The 18902-nt window shown below is 44.1% G+C and carries 17 protein-coding genes and 1 other annotated feature; of the genes, 7 read left to right on the top strand and 10 right to left on the bottom strand.

Annotated features, from left to right (window positions below; genetic code table 11):
- Window positions 1-217: 217 nt before the first annotated feature.
- From EAI83_RS05690 to ilvN, 3 genes are all read left to right on the top strand, one after another.
- Window positions 218-1504, top strand: coding sequence for an HlyC/CorC family transporter (locus EAI83_RS05690; RefSeq protein ID WP_021652503.1), 1287 nt, complete (start codon window positions 218-220; stop codon window positions 1502-1504).
- Window positions 1505-1687: 183 nt separating this feature from the next.
- Window positions 1688-1929 (top strand) — a binding site (T-box leader).
- A gap of 100 nt (window positions 1930-2029) precedes the next feature.
- Entirely contained in the window at window positions 2030-3748 is a 1719-nt protein-coding gene (gene ilvB / locus EAI83_RS05685; RefSeq protein WP_015526064.1) for a biosynthetic-type acetolactate synthase large subunit, read from the top strand.
- Window positions 3749-3760: 12 nt separating this feature from the next.
- Complete coding sequence (ilvN, locus tag EAI83_RS05680; protein WP_015526065.1) at window positions 3761-4270, top strand: acetolactate synthase small subunit; 510 nt, start codon at window positions 3761-3763, stop codon at window positions 4268-4270.
- 97 nt (window positions 4271-4367) lie between these two features.
- Here ilvN and EAI83_RS05675 read toward each other — a convergent pair whose 3' ends face one another.
- The 8 genes from EAI83_RS05675 to pcrA form a co-directional block, all read right to left on the bottom strand.
- Entirely contained in the window at window positions 4368-4784 is a 417-nt protein-coding gene (locus EAI83_RS05675) for a carbohydrate kinase family protein (protein WP_243113447.1), read from the bottom strand.
- An 84-nt stretch (window positions 4785-4868) separates the two neighbouring features.
- Window positions 4869-6233: an MFS transporter gene (locus EAI83_RS05670; RefSeq protein WP_059086762.1), complete on the bottom strand. Its 1365-nt coding sequence runs from the start codon at window positions 6231-6233 to the stop codon at window positions 4869-4871.
- 18 nt (window positions 6234-6251) lie between these two features.
- Window positions 6252-6644, bottom strand: a complete 393-nt coding sequence (locus EAI83_RS05665; RefSeq protein WP_129974747.1) for a VOC family protein — start codon at window positions 6642-6644, stop codon at window positions 6252-6254.
- Window positions 6645-6653: 9 nt separating this feature from the next.
- Entirely contained in the window at window positions 6654-7682 is a 1029-nt protein-coding gene (locus tag EAI83_RS05660) for a zinc-dependent alcohol dehydrogenase (RefSeq protein ID WP_044962122.1), read from the bottom strand.
- 400 nt (window positions 7683-8082) lie between these two features.
- Window positions 8083-9279, bottom strand: a complete 1197-nt coding sequence (locus EAI83_RS05655; protein WP_330547766.1) for an ROK family protein — start codon at window positions 9277-9279, stop codon at window positions 8083-8085.
- Window positions 9280-9541: 262 nt separating this feature from the next.
- Window positions 9542-10957, bottom strand: a complete 1416-nt coding sequence (gene rlmD / locus EAI83_RS05645) for a 23S rRNA (uracil(1939)-C(5))-methyltransferase RlmD (protein WP_129974746.1) — start codon at window positions 10955-10957, stop codon at window positions 9542-9544.
- 210 nt (window positions 10958-11167) lie between these two features.
- A complete protein-coding gene (locus tag EAI83_RS05640; protein WP_015526073.1) occupies window positions 11168-11398 on the bottom strand; it encodes a hypothetical protein in 231 nt (76 codons plus the stop codon).
- A gap of 233 nt (window positions 11399-11631) precedes the next feature.
- Complete coding sequence (gene pcrA, locus EAI83_RS05635; protein WP_129974753.1) at window positions 11632-13875, bottom strand: DNA helicase PcrA; 2244 nt, start codon at window positions 13873-13875, stop codon at window positions 11632-11634.
- Between the two features lie 145 nt (window positions 13876-14020).
- Here pcrA and EAI83_RS05630 point away from each other — a divergent pair, with 145 nt between their 5' ends.
- Window positions 14021-14641, top strand: a complete 621-nt coding sequence (locus EAI83_RS05630) for a DUF1836 domain-containing protein (RefSeq protein WP_118752760.1) — start codon at window positions 14021-14023, stop codon at window positions 14639-14641.
- 129 nt (window positions 14642-14770) lie between these two features.
- Here the strand turns inward: EAI83_RS05630 and EAI83_RS05625 are convergent, their stop codons facing one another.
- Window positions 14771-15088, bottom strand: a complete 318-nt coding sequence (locus tag EAI83_RS05625) for a YerC/YecD family TrpR-related protein (protein WP_015526079.1) — start codon at window positions 15086-15088, stop codon at window positions 14771-14773.
- A 239-nt stretch (window positions 15089-15327) separates the two neighbouring features.
- Between EAI83_RS05625 and EAI83_RS05620 the strand changes: the two genes are divergently transcribed.
- The 3 genes from EAI83_RS05620 to EAI83_RS05610 are packed head-to-tail and all read left to right on the top strand — an operon-like array spanning window position 15328 to window position 17485.
- Window positions 15328-16017: a YesL family protein gene (locus tag EAI83_RS05620; RefSeq protein ID WP_021651657.1), complete on the top strand. Its 690-nt coding sequence runs from the start codon at window positions 15328-15330 to the stop codon at window positions 16015-16017.
- Window positions 16017-16958, top strand: coding sequence for a TIGR01212 family radical SAM protein (locus EAI83_RS05615; protein ID WP_059086751.1), 942 nt, complete (start codon window positions 16017-16019; stop codon window positions 16956-16958). Before EAI83_RS05620 ends, EAI83_RS05615 begins: the two co-directional genes overlap by 1 nt.
- Before the next feature lie 14 nt (window positions 16959-16972).
- Window positions 16973-17485: a DUF4364 family protein gene (locus tag EAI83_RS05610; RefSeq protein ID WP_021651655.1), complete on the top strand. Its 513-nt coding sequence runs from the start codon at window positions 16973-16975 to the stop codon at window positions 17483-17485.
- Between the two features lie 28 nt (window positions 17486-17513).
- Here EAI83_RS05610 and EAI83_RS05605 read toward each other — a convergent pair whose 3' ends face one another.
- Window positions 17514-18836, bottom strand: coding sequence for a replication-associated recombination protein A (locus EAI83_RS05605; RefSeq protein ID WP_118752759.1), 1323 nt, complete (start codon window positions 18834-18836; stop codon window positions 17514-17516).
- Window positions 18837-18902 lie beyond the last annotated feature (66 nt).

Genomic DNA, 18902 nt, shown 5'->3' with positions numbered 1-18902 from the left:
TTCCTATACAGTTCTTCTTTATATATGAATATACATATATGTTAGTCTGAACTTACTCTTTTGTCAAGAAGCAGACTTATTTTCGTATTTTTTCCATATATCTATATGCGCTGTACCGGTCCGGCTCTTGCCAAAATCCAGTAAAACGTATATAATGTGGGAGTATCTGTATATTTTTAACCAAATAATCTTATTTTTAAAGGAGTGAATATTGAAAGTGGACCCCAGCGACACTTACCAGATAATCATATTACTTATTCTGCTGGCATTGTCAGCCTTTTTCTCATCTAACGAAACCGCGCTGATGTCGGTAAACAAGATCCGTCTCCGCTCTCTTGCAGACGAGGGAAACAAGCGTGCAGCCATGGCTCTCGATATCCTGGAGAACCAGACGCCCAAGCTTCTCAGTGCGATTCTCATCGGAAACAACATTGTGAACATTTCAGCTTCTTCCCTTGCAACCACACTTGCATACAGCTTTGGCGGCTATATGGTCAGCATCGTGACGGTGATCCTGACGGTTCTGATCCTGATCTTCGGTGAGATCACCCCCAAGAACTACGCAACCATTAACTCTGAAAAGATCACCCTCCGCTATATCCCGGTCTTTAAATTTCTTATGACCATCATGACACCGGTGATCTTTATCATCAATCTCTTTTCAAGAGGTGTGATGCGCCTGATGCGTGTGGATCCGGATGCAGCCAGCAAGGCCATGACCGAGGAGGAGCTTCGTACTATCGTGGACGTCAGCCATGAGGACGGTGTCATTGAATCCGACGAAAAAGAAATGATCTACAATGTGTTTGATCTTGGAGATGCCACAGCCAAGGATATCATGGTTCCAAGAGTACATGTTACCTTTGCGGATGTAGAATCCACCTATGATGAGCTGATCGATATTTTCCGCGAGGATAAGTTCACACGTCTGCCGGTTTATAAGGACAGCCAGAACAACATTGTGGGAATCATCAACATGAAGGATCTTCTTCTTTACGACAAAAATGAGGAATTTGTTATCGATCATTTCCTCCGAAAGCCGCATTTCACTTACGAAACAAAAAGCATTTCCGATCTTCTTGTGGAAATGAAGGACTCCACCTTCAACATTGCCATTGTACTGGATGAATACGGTGATATGGCCGGACTGATTACACTGGAGGATATCCTGGAGGAGATCGTGGGTGAGATCCATGACGAATACGATGAGAAGGAGGACGAGCTTGTCCAGAAGATTTCCGACCGGGAATATATCATCGAAGGTTCCATGCATCTGGATGACGTAAATGATCATCTGGATACGGAACTGGATTCCGAGGATTATGATTCCCTGGGTGGATTTATCATCGAACATCTGGATCGTCTGCCTGTTGCCGGTGACGAAGTGATCACAGAGGACGGAATCCGTCTGATCGTAGAAAAGCTGGATAAAAACCGTATCGAGAAAGTGCATGTCTACCTTCCGGAAAAAGATCCTGAAACACTGGATAATACCGAATCCTGAGTAAGCAGGCTCCAGCTCCGTAACAAGAAACAGCTGATGTACTGAAAAAATATTTAATACTTAATATCATCCATATCGGAACTGTTATCGTAATCCCCGGCTCACCCGTTGAGCCATCAGGATTTTTGATTGACAGTTCCGATATTTTATATTATAATGATAGAAAATTTTTATCCATATTTACTAAATGCAATGACAGGGAGTAGTACACAGTCTCCGGATGCACAGAGAGAAGATGGCCGGTGAGAATCTTCGTGACTGAACTGTGGAAGTAGCCCTCGAGCAGTGAACTGAACCATGGATCTTCATGCAGTAGGCTTCATCGTCATTCCCACGTTACAGGGAGGCAGTATAATTTTGTACTGGCAGAGAGCAGAGTTTTACCTCTGAAAACAGGTGGTACCGCGGAATCATCCGTCCTGAGCATATTTTATCCGATATGCCGGGACTTTTTTATTGGAAAAATTTCTCGCGACAGCCCTTATCTGCTTAACTTTTCACATCATCAAAGGAGGGAACCAATTCATGAAACAGATTTCCGGAAACAAATTGCTTGTAAAAGCCTTAAAAGAAGAAGGCGTTGATGTTCTGTTCGGCTATCCTGGTGCCTGCACCATCGATATCAGCGATGAATTATATAAACAGAGCGGCATTGACATCATCCTGCCACGTCACGAGCAGGCCCTTGTACACGAAGCAGATGCCTATGCCAGAACTACCGGAAAGGTTGGCGTATGTCTCGTTACCAGCGGTCCCGGAGCTACCAACCTTGTTACAGGTCTTGCAACTGCCAACTATGACAGTGTTCCGCTTGTATGCTTTACCGGACAGGTTGCCCGTCACCTCATCGGAAACGATGCGTTCCAGGAGGTTGATATTGTCGGGATCACCAGAAGCATCACAAAATACGGTGTTACCGTCCGCAACCGTGAGGATCTTGGACGTATCATCAAGGAAGCCTTCTATATCGCACGCACCGGACGCCCAGGTCCGGTTCTCATCGACCTTCCAAAGGATGTAATGGCCGAGCTGGGAAGTGCTGAGTATCCGAAGACTGTCAATATCCGCGGCTACAAGCCTAACACCAGCGTGCATATCGGACAGCTGAAGCGTGCCCTCAAAATGCTGCAGAAGGCCAAAAAACCTCTGTTTCTTGCTGGCGGCGGTGTGATCATTTCCCGCGCGCAGGAGATTTTTACCCAGGTTGTTGAGAAAACTCAGATCCCGGTTGTCACAACTGTCATGGGACGTGGCGCCATTTCCACAAAGAACCCTCTGTTTATCGGAAATCTTGGTATGCACGGCGCTTATGCCGCAAACATGGCAGTAAATGAATGCGATCTTCTGTTTTCCATCGGAACCCGTTTTAACGACCGTATCACAGGCAAGCTCCATGAATTTGCCCCACATGCACAGATCGTCCACATCGATATTGACACCGCTTCCATTTCCAGAAATATCCATGTAGACATCCCCATCGTTGCCGATGCAAAAGAGGCAATAACAAAAATGAATGAATATGTACAGGACTGTAATACCGGCAAATGGCTGAAGCAGATCCAGGAATGGAAGGAAGAGCATCCTCTTACCATGAAAGACCGCGGTATTATGGGACCGCTGGATATCATCGGCGAGATCAACCGCCAGTTTGACAAGGCCATTCTTGTTACCGATGTAGGTCAGCATCAGATGCTGGTGAGCCAGTATGCGGACATCACCGAGAACCGTCAGCTGATCATGTCCGGCGGACTTGGAACCATGGGTTACGGCCTTCCAGGTGCTATCGGTGCCAAAATCGGTAATCCGGATACACCGGTCATCTCCGTTTCCGGTGACGGCGGCATGCAGATGAACATTCAGGAGCTGGCTACCGCAGTTCTGGAGGAGCTTCCGATCATCTGCTGTATCTTTAATAATGAATATCTCGGAATGGTCCGCCAATGGCAGAAGCTTTTCTACGGAAAACGTTACGCCATGACAAATCTGAAGGCCGGCGCACTCTCCCGCCGCACAGACGGTCAGGAATATCCGGAATACACACCGGATTTCATCCGTCTCGCAGAGAGCTATGGGGCAAAGGGTATCCGCGTAACTGAGAAGGATCAGATTGCGGCCGCTTTCGAAGAGGCTAAGAAGAATACAAAAACTCCTACGATCATCGAATTTATCATTGATCCGGAGGAAATGGTTTACCCGATGGTCAAGCCGGGCGGCACCCTGGCTGATCTGATCATGGATTGTTAGGAGGAATGAATGATGGATAAAGGAATGAAAAAAAGATGGATCTCTCTCTACGTTGAAAACCAGGTCGGTGTTCTTTCCAAGATTTCCGGTCTTTTCTCCGGAAAGTCCTATAACCTGGACAGTCTTACAGTTGGAACCACGGAGGACCCAACAGTTTCCAGAATGACCATCGCCACAGTCAGCGATGATGAAACCTTTGAGCAGATCAAAAAACAGCTGAACCGTATGATCGAAGTGATCAAAGTTATTGATTTTACAGACGTGTTCGTTCGAATGAAGGAGATCCTTTACATCAAGGTAAAGGGCTGCTCCCCGGAAGATAAAGTAGAACTTTTCCAGATTGCTGAGACTTTCAAGGCACGTGTCATCGACTATGGAAAAGACAGCCTCCTTCTGGAATTCGTCCAGACCGCAACCAAAAATGACGCGGTCATCAAGCTTATCAAAGAAGAGTTCAAGCATATCGAAGTTGTCCGCGGCGGAAGTGTCGGAATTGAGTCCATCAGCATGATGGAGAGATAAAAGCTGAATAATACTCCGACAGAAAAACACGGGGCTGATGCTTTAACGATTAATAAATCGTGATTTTTACAGCCCCGAGTTTGTTCATATACATTCATTATTTCTGCATAAATTCAAGCGCTGCCCCTTTCGTCGGAATTGCAGGGATTCCGCCTCTCTTTTGCACACACAATCCAGCAACTGCATTTCCCAAAACAGCACACTTTTTGATTTCTTCCCATTCCATTTTTTCAACATTCTTATTCATAGAAAGGATACTGCATAATACGCCTCCCCAGAATGAATCACCTGCCCCAGTCGTGTCGACCGCATGTGTCTGAAATGCTTTGATGATTTCTTTTCTGCTTTTTGTTGCCATAAGAACGCTTTGTTCTCCCAATGTAATAGCAACCAGCTTTGGTCCCATGGCAAGGAGTTGATCTGCAGCCTGCTCATAACTTTTCGCCTCTGTCAACAGAGTACTCTCTTCATCTGATACCTTTATGACATCTACCAATTCTATGACAGATCTCATTTTTTTCACTGCATACTCTTTGCTCTTCCAAAGAGATGAGCGATAATTTGGATCATAGGAAGCAACTCTCCCAATGCCACGATATCAACTTTTTCTTCCATTTTTTAGTTCCTCTACAATCTCGTTATAACGTTTTTTATTTAACCGGTAGAAAAATAATACAACCGCAGTCACAATCCACAGTACACCCGGAATCGTCGTAAATGCATGTTTCATAATTGAAAGTACAATTGCATTTTGTGTCTGATTTGCAATATAACCATATTTTCCAAGTAATCCTGCTAAAAGTGCTGTTCCAACTGCCATTCCGATTTTATTTCCAAGTGAAATAAATGCATACTGAAAACCGTCATTTCTAAGTCCGGTTTTCCACTCCCCATATTCCACACAGTCTGGAATAATTGCATAGATTGCGGTATTAAATCCAGAGAAGAAAAACTGTGTGAGACCAGATAATGCATAAAAAATAGCTGGTGATTCTTTGGCATTGAAGAAAAACATAGACAACATGGAAATTCCTGTAAATAAAGCAAAGAGAGATGCTGTTCTTCCTTTGTTATTCAACTTGCGGAATAATGGTTGAAAACAGGCTGCCCCGATGATAGAAGGAATAATAATGCACATCGAATAAGTTGTGTAGTAGGAGGCATTCCCTTCCACATATGTAAAATAATACAGAATATCTGCGTTTCTACCATATAATGTAAATCCAAATAATATCTGCCCTGCCAATGCAAGAAGATATGGTCTGTTCTGCATGACTGCTTTCAACTGTATCTTTACAGAAATTTTTTCTTTTTCCGGAGTAATCACTGCCTCTTTCGTCTTCGCAAAGCAGAAGAAATGACAGGCTGTAAAAATACATCCATATATGACCGCCACCGTCAGATATCCTGTCTTTGCACTGTGACTGCCGAATTTGCTGAGCAGCGGAACTGTGATAATATTTAACACACCAATTGCAATCATCGCTGCAACCGAACGGGATGTATTTATTTTTGCACGTTCATCAATATCCTGTGTCATAGCACCACACAAGGTTCCATATGGAATATTCACACAGGTATACCCCAAAACCAGCAGACAATATGTAATTACCATATAAATGATCTTTCCATTCTGCGGCCAGTCAGGTCTTGCCCAGAATGTCATAACAAGAAGAATCGCTGTAATTGGTGCCGCTACTAACAGCCATGGACGGTACCGTCCCCATCTCGATTTTGTTTTATCCGTAAGTCCCCCGACGATTGGATCATTGATCGCATCCCAGAATCTTGAAAAAAGCATAAGTGCTGACACAGCCGCCATACTGATTCCGAACACGTCTGTATAAAATATCATCAGAAAATTACTGACGAACATCCAGCTGAAATTACATCCGACATCACCAAAACCATATGCAATCTTACTGATCAGCGGTACTTTTCCATTTTTGTTTTCGCTTCCCATATGCCCCTCCTATTTTTATCAGAGTTTCTGACAGAACTCTATTCTTTCCTCATTTGGGCCCTTGATCATAAAAAACTTCACACCATTTTCCCAAAATGGCAGTTCTTCGATTCCGTCTGTAATAATTGTGTATTTTTCATTGCAGATTTTCTGATACATACTTTCAATGTCTTCCACATCAAGTGCAACATGTTGGTATGCACCGTCTGACATTGCCGCCTGCCCATTTTCAAAAGTCTCTATACAGTAATTTTTTATCTGTAAAAATGCCACTTTTTCCCCTGCTTTTTCATTATAAGACTGCATAATTACTTCAAATCCAAGACTCTTATAAAACTCAACTGTTTTCTGCAAATCGTTTGTCGGAATCCCGATATGAGCAACTCCGACAATTCCATATTTATTTTCCATACGAACTCCTTACTTTTCACTGACGTTGATAATTACTTTCATCGTTGTCTCGCGGTTATCATCAATATACTGGTACGCCTTCAAATAATCTTTAAAAGCAAATGTCTTTGAGATGAGCGGTTTCAAATGAACTTTGCCCTCATTTACCAGTCTGATTCCATCTATGTAATCATCATGGCGGTACATCATCGTGCTCTTAATGTCAAGTTCGTGGTCATTTGCCACTGCAAGATCTACTTCTGCCATTCCTGCAAAAACAGCCACCAGTACGATCGTGCTTCCTTTTCTTGCATATTTAATTGCCTGTCCCATTGTGATATTGTTTCCGGCACAGTCGTAGATCACATCCGCCTTATCCGGTCCAAATGCTTCGATCATTGCCTCACCGAAGTCTTTATTTTGGGTATTCACACACACATCAATTCCACATTCTTTTGCCTTTGCCAGTCTAAGATCACTGATATCTGTGATCATCACTTTCGCTGCCCCCATTCCTTTTGCTGCCTGTGCCACGAGATTTCCGATCGGTCCTGCTCCAAGGACTGCAATATTCATGCCAGCCACATCGCCCATCTGTTTTACACCATGAACTGCCACAGCAAGAGGTTCGATCATAGCTCCTTCTTCATAGGACATATCTTCTGGAATAGGTGTTACTTTAGATGCATCCACTGCAAAATACTCAGATGCCGTTCCTGTCGTCTGAAATCCCATTACTTTTAATTCCTCACAGAGATTATACTTTCCATGACGACATGGATAGCAATGTCCACAATATACCTGAGGCTCTATCGTCACCTTCTGTCCCACATGAAACTCTGTGACATTTTTTCCAAGTTCTGTAATCTCACCAGAAACCTCATGTCCCTGTGTTACCGGATATTTTGTAAACGGATGTTTTCCATGATAAACATGAATATCTGATCCACAAACACCAATATTCATAATCTTTACCAACACCTGATTTTCCTTTACCTCCGGAACCGGAACCTCTCTGAAAATAATTTCTCCTGGATTTGTCATTACCTGCTGTAACATAACTGTTTCCTCCTTATTTATATTGTTTTATTTGGTCTTTTATAAATTGTTTTATTAAAGTAATTACATTATTATCCTGTAAACACGATTTGTCAATATGTTTTTCATAATTTTATATATTTCATAATTTTAAAATACATTTTTTGTGTATTTTTCACAATCAACACGAAAAAAACGGAAAGGAAACCGTAGTTACTGTTTTCTTTCCGTTTTTTACTATAATATCTTTTTCTAATTTTACACAACTTCTCGTTTTTCACACATATAAAGCGGACATCTGCATTCACTTTGCAACCTGTCAGTGGGAGCTTTTAACTCCAACAGAGTGAACATCCCCTTACCCAACGCTTGATGCCCTGCGCACCAGATGCGGTGGACTGCTTATCTGCGTTCAAAAAATTTACAATTCTGCCATATGTTTTGTAAAAAAGTATTTCGCGGCTCCAACAGCCGACGCTTCTTTCTTATACGAACAATTTTTTAAGTATGAAACATCATGCTCAAAGCCATTATATGCCATCACTTTTTCTCCCAGTGGTATCATATAATCTGACAATACACCTCCCACATCACCTCCGAGTATAATATCCATATCATATGCCATCCGCAGATTTGATATCAAAACAGCAAGATGATCCAGATACTCATTCCATGTCTGCAAATTTTTTTCATCACCACTTTCAATTTTTTCCATAAATACATCCAGTGACTGCCTGTTATCTTGTGTCAGTACACTTGCAGCACAATATGCATCTGCACATCCTGATTTACCACAATAACACTTTCTTCCACCGGGAACGAGTATCATGTGACCAAACTCACCTGCTTTCTGGTTCTGCCCTCGAAACAGCTTTCCATCTATGCAGAATGCGCCTCCTAAGGTGTGGTTCAAAGACAGATATATCGCATTTGGATACTTTTGTTTTTTTTCTGCAAGCATTGCAGCATTAGCATCGTTTTCAAAATATACTGGAATTTCCAAAGCCTGCTCTAAAAAGCGCAGACTATAATTCTCTATACCTAAAGCATGGGATTTTAAAACGATCCGTTCTTTCTGATCAATAATTCCCGGAATCGCCACTCCAATCCCAAGTAGCGTATCCTTCGCTAATTCGCCTTCAAGAAAAGTTTTGACCTTTTGTGCCACTTCTGTACAATAGGATAATTCTGCCGTAAATTTTAAACGGATGCGATCTTTTTTTATAATCTCATCTCCAAGATTTACTAATACCATTTCTATATGATTCGCTGTAATCAAAATTCCCATTGCATGACAGTATGACTTATTAATCCCTATACTTTTTGCCTTTCGTCCACCGGTCGAAGCATATTCCCCAGTTTCTTCCAACACCATTTTTTCTAACAAGTCATTTACATTTGCTAACACGGTCGGCATACTCAAGTTTAACTCTTTTGCGATTCCCGCCTTGGATGTAACATGATTGTTCAGCACATAATTAATTATTCTTTTTCTTGTTATATTTTTTTTATCTTTATTTTCCGTTTTCTTACCCTCTTTTATTAAATATATTATAAAAGAATTATATGCTTTTTTATTCTTCTTGTAAAGAAATGTTTTATAATAAATCTCCGACAAAATTTATCTTATAAACAGCAAAAAGCTCCCGAAGGAGCTTTCCACGCTTTAGAACACCAATTCTTTTAACACAATCTCTTCTGCCATATTACGAGTACCATTTACCAATCTGACCCATTCCATCTAATCACGAGCTTTCAACTCAGCACTGGTTGCATCCAACTCATCTAAGTCTAAGTCGCTCTCTATCGTGTCATCTGGTTTTTGCGCGAGCAACGAGGCAAGCCGAGATGCTTGCATCTCGATTTGCCGACTGCCGCGTTCATCGAGACAAAAGAACAACCGTCTCAACATGAACGCCCTGGCAGAACTGATCCACTGCACAGGCGTGGGTCATCTCATATCCTGCCTCATAAAATGCCGGGAGGTCTCTCACAAGACTTGTAACCTTGCAGGAAATGTATACGATCTGGTCTACACCGTAAGCCAGGATCTTTGGAAGGGCTTTGGGGTGAACGCCATCTCTGGGCGGATCAAGGATGATCATATCCGGTTTCTCCGGCACCTCGTCCAGAACCTTCAGCACGTCTCCGGCAATAAAACGACAGTTATTGATGCCGTTAAGTGCAGCGTTTTCTCTGGCGGCTTTTACCGCGTCTTCCACGATCTCCACACCGATCACCTCGCTGGCAACAGACGCTGCAAGCTGTGCAATAGTTCCTGTTCCGCTGTAAAGATCAAACACTACCTTATCTCTGGTATCTCCTACATATTCCCGCACCTTGGAATACAGGATCTCTGCAGCCAGGGAATTTGGCTGAAAGAAGGAAAAGGTGCTGATCTTAAATTTCAGTCCAAGAAGTTCTTCATAGAAATAATCCTTTCCATAAAGGATCTTCGTCTCGTCGCTCTGTACCACGTCGGATAAAGAATCATTTAAAATGTGCATGATCCCCACGATCTTCCCTTCCAGCGGAAGTGCAAGAAGCTGTTCTTTCAGAGGCTCCAGATCATATTCTTCCTGGGTGGTGGTTACCACATGGACCAGGATCTCACCACTTGTGACGCCTCTTCGAAGAAGAAGATGTCGAAGATACCCCACATGCTGCAGCTTTTTATAGAAGCTGGCATTACGCTCCAGGAAAAACTCCCGCACGCAGACCAGGATCTTCGTCATATCCGGATGGACAAGCTTACAGTCATCCGTATTCAGGATATCGTAAGTGCTTCCCTTCTTGTGAAGTCCAAGGGACAGCGGCCCATCCTTATACTCATCCCCAAAGGAAAACTCCATCTTATTGCGGTACCCAAACTCAATAGGACTGCCATAAATCCCATCCCAGTGATATAAATGATCTGCAGCCTCAGCTTCTTCCGTCCCATCACCGTTCTTCCCGATCTTAGCCAGACTTTCTTTTACTGCCCCATCCAGAAGTTCTCTCACCTGGCGCTCCTTCATCTCCTTCTGCGCCTCATAGCTCATGGTCTGGTACATGCAGCCGCCGCATGCCGGAAACTCCTGACAGGCAGGTTCTCTTGTTTCCAGGGGAGATTTCTCCAGGACCTCCAGAAGACGTCCTTCCGCCCGGCCGGAACGTTTCTTATTGATCATAAACCGGACTTTCTGTCCCGGGATTCCGTTTTTTACAATTACTTTCTGGTCATCAACCCAAACAAAACCTTTGTTTGGAAATTCCACTTTTTCTATAATACCTTCGTAAATTTCACCTTTTTTCATAAATCCTCTTTCTGTTTTATAACCAGCAGACAATAATTCGAACATTCAGGATCCTCTTTACTGTCTGCTCATGAACGCCAGCGTTTCACGGTCCGTCTTCAAAAATCAAGCCCCGGTATCGCGCCGGGGCTTCAATTATCCGCTTCTCATATTCATACATAACAGACAGCCATTCTGATCTGCTCAAAACAGCCTCTGCAGTGAAAGTTCTTACTCTTCCTCATCCTCGAAATAATCATCGAAGTCATCATCAAAATCTTCTTCAAAATCTTCCAGGTAATCCGGAGCGAAGAAACGATATACTGCAAATGCGATTCCTGCAACAGCTGCAACTGCGCCGATGATCGCCAGTACCCAAAGGACTGTGTTCTTATCTTTCTCTTCTTCTTTTTTCTTCAGTGTTGCAAGCAGTTCTTCAAGCTTTGTTGTATTTAAATTCATAACACTGCACCATCCTTTCTTTCTGTTCGGCTGTACTGTCTGACAGTAAACCGGCAGCACAGCAAAAATATTCTATCACTGTACCGACCTTTCCTAAGTGTTCTTATTATACCACCATATGTCTGATTTTACCATAACTTACGCAAATTTTAACAGGAACATTCCGGAACAATGTTATTTGCAGCTGCTTCGAAATATTTTCACAAAATATATGCAAAACGGCCATTTCATTTTCAGATCTTCTTCAGTTTGGCAAAACCTGCGAACATTTTTTTTACACCGACTTTGTCAAAATCTACCGTTACCTCGTAATCCCGGCCGCCTTCTGCAATATTCTTCACGATACCAACTCCGAATTTCACATGGCGCACAGTATCACCGACTCCGTAATCCAGCTTCGCTGCCTTGGTAACGGTGAAATCCTTCTTCTGAAGGCTGGTTTTTGCCTGGAAATTCATTTTCATCTGGGCATAGGCGCTTTTCGGAGATACGATATCATCTACCCTGGGCTTTTTCTCCTGAATGGTATGTCCAAGATCTACCAGCTCCCGTGGAACCTCCCTTACAAAACGTGACACACGGTTATACTGAGTCTCCCCACGGATCATCCGCTGTTTTGCACAGGTTAAAGTCAGTTCCTTCATGGCACGGGTGATCCCCACATAACAGAGCCTTCGCTCCTCCTCGATATCCGACGGATCACCGGACCAGATGGAAGCATACCCCGGAAAAACACCGTCCTCCATTCCCACGATAAATACATTGGGGAATTCCAGTCCCTTGGCACTGTGAAGGGTCATCAGCAGCACATAATCCTGATCCGGATCAACAGAATCGATATCTGCCACCAGTGCGATCTCCTCCAGAAATGCAGAAAGTGTTGCCGGCTGTCCGGCCTCCTCCATGGCTTCCTGGAAGGATTCTGTCTTGGAGATCAGCTCATCGATATTTTCGATCCTCGCCTGGGCCTCCTCCGTTTTCTCTGCCTCCAGTTCCTTCACATAACCGGTAAGCTCAATGACCTCCTCCAGGGTTTCACGGACTGTATAGGCCTCTGCCTTACTTTTCAGTCCCTGGATAAAGGATACAAAATCATTGATCTTTCCTGCTGCCCTGCCAATGGACGGTACTTCCTCCACCACGCGGAGCGCATCGTAAAAGCTCAGGTTCATCATATCCGCATAGTCCTGGACGCGGCCGATGCTGGTGAGTCCGATCCCTCTTTTTGGCACATTTAAGATCCTGCGTACAGCCAGATCATCACTGGCATTGTCAATGGTCTTCAGATAGCTTAACAGATCCTTGATCTCTTTGCGGGCATAAAAATTCACGCCGCCGACAATCTTATAAGGAACATTTGCCAGGAGAAATTTCTCCTCAAAGAGACGGGACTGGGCATTGGTCCGATAAAGTACTGCACAGTCCTTGTACTGGAATTTCCCGTTGCGGCGCCCCTGGATGATCTCTCCTGCAACATACTCCGCTTCCTCAAATCCGTTGTTGAACTGACGGAAATGTACTTTATCGCCCTCTTCGTTCTCTGTCCAGAGGCGTTTTTCCTTACGCTCTGTGTTGTTGACGATCACCTCATTGGCTGCGTTGAGGATGTTCTGGGTAGAACGGTAATTCTGTTCCAGGCGCACCACCTTAGCCTCTGGAAAAACCTTCTCAAAGCCTAAGATGTTCCCGATATTTGCTCCACGAAAACGATAGATGGACTGATCATCATCACCAACCACACAGAGATTCTTGTATTTCTCAGCAAGAAGACTTACGAATTTAAACTGGGCAGTATTGGTATCCTGATACTCATCCACCATAATATATTTGAAACGTTCCTGATAATAGTCCAGGATATCCGGATTATGCTGAAAAAGCTCCACAGTCTTCACGATCAGGTCATCAAAATCCAGCGCATTGTTTCCCCTGAGGATAGACTGATATTCCTTATACATACCGGCAATCTTCCGTGCATCCGGATCGCCGCCTGCATTCAGCTCCATCTCTTCCGGTGTGATCAGTTCATCCTTGGCATGGGAAATCTCAGCAAGAACGCCTCGTTCCTTGTAAATCTTGGTATTGATATCAAACTTCCGGAAGATTTCCTTCATGACTGTTTTTTGGTCGTCGGCATCATAGATGGTAAAATTACTGCCAAAGCCCAGCACCTCAATATGTCTGCGCAGGATCCTCACGCAGGCGGAATGGAAGGTGGAGACCCATACGCTCTCCGCACCCATTCCCGCAATTTTATTCACACGTTCCCGCATCTCACTGGCGGCCTTGTTGGTAAAGGTGATCGCCAGGATATTCCATGGGTTTACACCCTTTTCTTCCATTAAATAGGCGATCCTGTGGGTCAGCACTCTTGTTTTTCCGGAACCGGCTCCTGCGAGGATCAGAAGTGGTCCCTCTGTATGTACAGCAGCTTCCCGCTGCATAGGATTCAATGTGTCCAAAGCATCATGTATACTCATTTTGATCTCCATTTCTTTTTCCATATGAACAGTATCTTTATATACTATCATGACTTTACTTTCCGGTAAACCCACCTCTCTGAAAAAAAGTTTCTTTACAAGTAGTATTTAAAACTATATAATAGGGAGCAGAGGTGATAATGCGATGACAGAAAACGAAAAAGAAATGATGAACAGCATTTTTGCAAAAATTGCTGAGCTTGATTATATAAAACCCGATGAAATTCCCAATATTGCTCTTTACATGGATCAGGTCACAACCTTTATGGAAGATAATCTCGCTTCCACCAAGCGTCATGATGATGACAAGATCCTGACCAAGACCATGATCAACAATTACGCAAAGAACAAGCTCCTTCCCCCGCCGGAAAAGAAGCGCTATTCCCGGGAGCATCTGCTAATGCTGATCTTTATCTACTATTTTAAGAATATCCTCTCCATCAGTGATATCCAGACCCTTCTGGGACCGATCACCGAGAAATACTTCAAGTCCGTTACAGAAAAGGACATGACTTACATCTACCAGGAGGTTTTCAGTATGGAGCAGTCACAGATCCGTTACCTGGAAAAGGATCTTATGCACCGTTTCAAAAGTGCCGGAGAAATTTTTGAGGACGCCGACCCGGAGGATAAGGAATTCCTTCACCAGTTTTCCTTTATCTGTCTTCTTAGCTTCGACGTATACATGAAAAAAATGATCATCGAAAACATGATCGACCACATGAATTCCTCAAAAGATACGGATTCCTCAAAAAAAGACAAATAATATCCAGAGCTCACATCCGGTCATAAACGTGCGTCGCCGGGCGCACCGAAAAAAAGAGACAGACGCACGATCGTCTGTCTCTTTTTCGTTACAGCATTATCCGTTATCATCACGGTATGGACGTAAGCCTTATTCTGCTTCGCCGCCCTGCTCCCCGTTATCCTTCTTCATACGTGCAAATACCATCTCATAACCATCATTTCCATAGTTCAGGGAACGGTTCACACGGCTGATCGTAGCTGTGGAAGCTCCTGTTTTCTCGGAAATATCAAGGTATGTACGCTTATCAGTAAGCATCTTGGCTACCTCGAAGCGCTGAGATAAAGAAAGCAGCTCATTGATGGTGCACACATCCTCAAAAAATGTATAACACTCTTCCTTATCCTTCAGGCACAGGATCGCTTCAAAAAGATGATCCACAGCCTCCGTCCTGATTTTTTTGCTCATTGTTACGCTCCTTTAAAATACATAAATTTCGTCTAATACAATACTGATATTTTAACACTCTAAATCGTGATAAGCAAGCCTTTTAAGGAAATTTAATAAACTATTTCGCTATTTTGTCTTTCTATAGCGGACACATGATTTTCCCATTTCCACTGCCCCGGAAAACATTTGGGATTTGCTTTTTCTGCTGTGATTGGGTATACTTAAAATAATATCCAAAAGAAAAGGAGACTTATCAAATGAATCGTTTTTTCAACATGGACAACAAATTCTTCGTGTTCATGGGACGCGTAGCAGACCTGCTTCTTCTGAATTTTCTGTGCATCCTCTGCTGTATTCCGGTTGTCACCGCAGGCGCCTCCATAACAGCTCTCTACTATGTCACACTGAAGATGGCAAGAGACGAAGAATCTTATATTGCCCGCAGCTTTTTTCGCTCATTCAAACAGAACTTCAAACAGGCGACCATCATCAATATCATCATGCTCCTCACCGCTGCTGTTCTGTTTATCGATCTTCGGATCGCCAGAGCCGGAAGCGGAGCTATGTACAAAGGACTTTTCAGTCTGTTCATTGCATTTGCACTGATCTATGCGATGATCCTTCTGTACATTTATCCGATCCTTTCCAAATTTTTTAATTCCGTCAAGAATACCTTTGTAAATGCATTCCTGATGTCCGTCCGCCATCTTCCGCTGACACTTTTGATGCTTGTGATCTCTGCGTCTCCACTCCTACTGATGTGGCTTTTTGCTTATGTGAGCTACGCACAGTTTACATCCATCCTGATCATGCTTTTTATTCTAATGGGATTTTCCACGCTGGCCTACTGGAAATCAAAGATCTTTGTAAAGATCTTCGATAACTATATACCGAAAGATGAAAACGAAGAAAACGGCGAAGAGAAAAACGAACCGAAAGAGGCATAATGAAGCGCTGGAACGACAAGCCTTATCATTCTCTGGACTATATGCTCCGGGAGCGATACGGCGAAAAGGTCTACCGGGTTGCATTAAACGGCGGCATGTCCTGTCCCAACCGTGACGGCACCCTGGGCAAAAAAGGCTGCATTTTCTGCAGCCAGGGCGGAAGCGGAGATTTTGCAGCAAACGCCGCTCTTTCCATTACAGAGCAGATCAACACACAGATCAAAAGTCTCTCTTCCAAACGCCCGATTCATAAATATATCGCCTATTTTCAGGCATATACAAACACATACGCTCCTGTGGAACACCTGCGTAAGATCTTCACAGAAGCCATCTCCCATCCGGATATCGTGGCACTGTCCATTGGTACCAGACCGGACTGTCTGGGAGATGATGTACTGGAGCTTCTTTATTCCCTGAACCAGATCAAACCGGTGTGGGTGGAGCTGGGACTCCAGACTATCCATGAAGATACCGCCAGATATATACGGCGCGGCTATCCACTGTCCTGTTTTGATACCGCAGTGAAAAATCTCCGCGCAGGCGGCATCGAAGTGATCGTCCACACCATCCTGGGGCTTCCCGGCGAAAGCCGGAAGGATATCCTGGAAACAATGGCTTATCTGAACGCCATGGATATCCAGGGGATCAAGCTGCAGCTTCTTCATGTACTGCGTGGTACAGATCTTGCCGCTGATCATGAAGCAGGTCTTTTCCGCACTTATGAACGGGACGAGTATCTGAACCTTGTCATTGACTGTCTGGAACATCTCAGACCGGATATTGTGATCCACCGGGTCACCGGCGACGGACCGAAGGATCTGCTGATCGCACCTTTATGGGCCAGCCGCAAACGAGAAGTTTTAAACCTTCTTCATCACCGGATGAAAGAAAGAGCAAGTTTTCAGGGAAAAGCTCTCGAAGCCCTTTCCCGCAGCCAGTAAAAAGGAGGATTCTTATGGCATCACCTTTTACAACCTATAAGCTTATTATTTTATATATGCTGCAGAATTCCGATGGGGATCTCACAAATTCCCAGATCACCGATTTTATCCTGGACCGGAAATACACCAATTATTTTCAGCTCCAGCAGGCAGTTTCCGAACTTGTGGAGGCAGATCTGGTGGAAATGTCTTCACAGTCCAACCGCAGTTACTATCGACTGACCTCCGAGGGAAAAAACACTCTGAAATATTTTTCCAAAGAACTTTCCTCTGACATCAAGAAAGAAGTGGAAGAATATCTCAATTCCCTCCACCGCAAGATCGAAGAACATCTCCTGACTCCTGCAGATTACTATCCCACCAAAGAGGGCAGCTACTCGGTACGTCTGCGGATCATCGAAAGCGGCGTCAGCATCGTTGATCTCAGCATCAATGTGCCAAATCTTGCTGCTGCACAGTCTGTATGTGAAAGCTGGCCTTATAAATACCAGAATGTTTATGACAAAATAATGGAGGAGCTTCTCTGAGAGGCTCCTCCGTTTTACTTATATTCATTTATTTCGCTTCTTCGTGGATCTTCTTCATATGCTCTTTCAGTTTCTTTTCATATCCCATATCACTGAGCTCGTAAAAATGTTCCCCCTGGATCTCTGATGGCAGATACTGCTGGTTTACATAATGGTTCGGATAATCATGGGCATATTTATATCCGATACCATGACCCAGACTTTCGTGGCCACCATAATGGGCATCCTGCAGATGCACCGGAACGGTTGTCTTCTTCGCCTTCACGCAGCGCATGGCTTCCTGTATGGCATTTACTGCAGAATTGCTCTTGGGTGCACAGGCCATGTATGTAACTGCCTGGGAAAGAATGATCTGGGACTCCGGCATTCCCACACGTTCCACTGCCTGTGCTGCTGCCGTTGCCACGCAGAGGGCCTGGGGATCTGCGTTTCCGATATCTTCGGAAGCAAGGATCATGATCCTTCTTGCGATAAATTTCACATCTTCTCCTGCATAGAGCATTTTTGCCAGATAATAGACTGCCGCATCCGGGTCGGAGCCTCGCATGCTCTTGATAAAGGCAGAAATGATATCATAATGATTGTCCCCGTTCTTATCGTAGCGCACCACCCGCTTCTGGATACACTCAGAAGCCACCTCAAGGGTCAGATGGATCTTACCGTCTGTATCACGAGGTGTGGTGAGGATTCCCAGTTCTATGGCGTTTAAGGCGCTTCTGGCGTCTCCTCCTGCCATATCTGCCAGAAACTCCAGAGCATCCTCCTCGATCACCGCCCCATAGCTTCCCATTCCACGTTCCGGATCGTTAACCGCACGCAAGATCAGTTCCTTTATCTCCGGTATCTCCAGGGACTTCAATTCAAAGATGATCGATCTTGAAAGAAGCGCTCCGTTTACCTCAAAATATGGATTCTCTGTTGTGGCCCCGATAAGAATGATGGTTCCGTCCTCCACAAAGGGAAGAAGGTAATCCTGCTGGCCTTTGTTGAAACGATGGATCTCATCGATGAACAGAATGGTCTTTTTCCCATACATGCCGAGATCGTCCTGTGCCTGCTTTACAACTGCTTCCATATCTTTCTTCCCTGCTACGGTTGCATTGATCTGGGTAAAGCTGGCGCTTGTGGTATTGGCGATGACTTTTGCCAGGGTGGTCTTTCCGGTTCCCGGAGGGCCGTAAAAGATAACAGATGTCAGCTTATCCGCCTTTATGGCACGATACAGCAATTTATCTTTTCCTACGATGTGCTGCTGTCCCACCACCTCATCCAGCGTTCGCGGACGCAGCCTGGATGCAAGAGGTGACTCCTGATCCAGCGTTTTTGACTTTGCGTATTCAAATAAATCCATGGCTTTCACTCCTGTATTTTCTGTAAAAAGCGGATATTCACGATCCGTATTCTTTTCATAGATCTG

This window comes from Blautia sp. aa_0143, assembly GCF_004167315.1.
Taxonomy (GTDB): domain Bacteria; phylum Bacillota; class Clostridia; order Lachnospirales; family Lachnospiraceae; genus Blautia_A; species Blautia_A fusiformis.
Note: the sequence above shows the minus strand (reverse complement) of the source record. Positions and strands in the feature narration are given on the sequence as shown.

Bases quoted from the DNA above. Each gene is read 5' to 3' on its own strand.
- EAI83_RS05625 (WP_015526079.1), bottom strand. From the start codon at position 15,088: ATGAGCAAAAAAATCAGGACGGAGGCTGTGGATCATCTTTTTGAAGCG.
- EAI83_RS05640 (WP_015526073.1), bottom strand. From the start codon at position 11,398: ATGAATTTAAATACAACAAAGCTTGAAGAACTGCTTGCAACACTGAAG.
- pcrA (WP_129974753.1), bottom strand. From the start codon at position 13,875: ATGAGTATACATGATGCTTTGGACACATTGAATCCTATGCAGCGGGAA.
- EAI83_RS05620 (WP_021651657.1), top strand. From the start codon at position 15,328: ATGAATCGTTTTTTCAACATGGACAACAAATTCTTCGTGTTCATGGGA.
- rlmD (WP_129974746.1), bottom strand. From the start codon at position 10,957: ATGAAAAAAGGTGAAATTTACGAAGGTATTATAGAAAAAGTGGAATTT.
- ilvB (WP_015526064.1), top strand. From the start codon at position 2,030: ATGAAACAGATTTCCGGAAACAAATTGCTTGTAAAAGCCTTAAAAGAA.
- EAI83_RS05630 (WP_118752760.1), top strand. From the start codon at position 14,021: ATGACAGAAAACGAAAAAGAAATGATGAACAGCATTTTTGCAAAAATT.
- EAI83_RS05660 (WP_044962122.1), bottom strand. From the start codon at position 7,682: ATGTTACAGCAGGTAATGACAAATCCAGGAGAAATTATTTTCAGAGAG.
- EAI83_RS05675 (WP_243113447.1), bottom strand. From the start codon at position 4,784: ATGAGATCTGTCATAGAATTGGTAGATGTCATAAAGGTATCAGATGAA.
- EAI83_RS05605 (WP_118752759.1), bottom strand. From the start codon at position 18,836: ATGGATTTATTTGAATACGCAAAGTCAAAAACGCTGGATCAGGAGTCA.
- ilvN (WP_015526065.1), top strand. From the start codon at position 3,761: ATGGATAAAGGAATGAAAAAAAGATGGATCTCTCTCTACGTTGAAAAC.
- EAI83_RS05670 (WP_059086762.1), bottom strand. From the start codon at position 6,233: ATGGGAAGCGAAAACAAAAATGGAAAAGTACCGCTGATCAGTAAGATT.
- EAI83_RS05610 (WP_021651655.1), top strand. From the start codon at position 16,973: ATGGCATCACCTTTTACAACCTATAAGCTTATTATTTTATATATGCTG.
- EAI83_RS05615 (WP_059086751.1), top strand. From the start codon at position 16,017: ATGAAGCGCTGGAACGACAAGCCTTATCATTCTCTGGACTATATGCTC.
- EAI83_RS05665 (WP_129974747.1), bottom strand. From the start codon at position 6,644: ATGGAAAATAAATATGGAATTGTCGGAGTTGCTCATATCGGGATTCCG.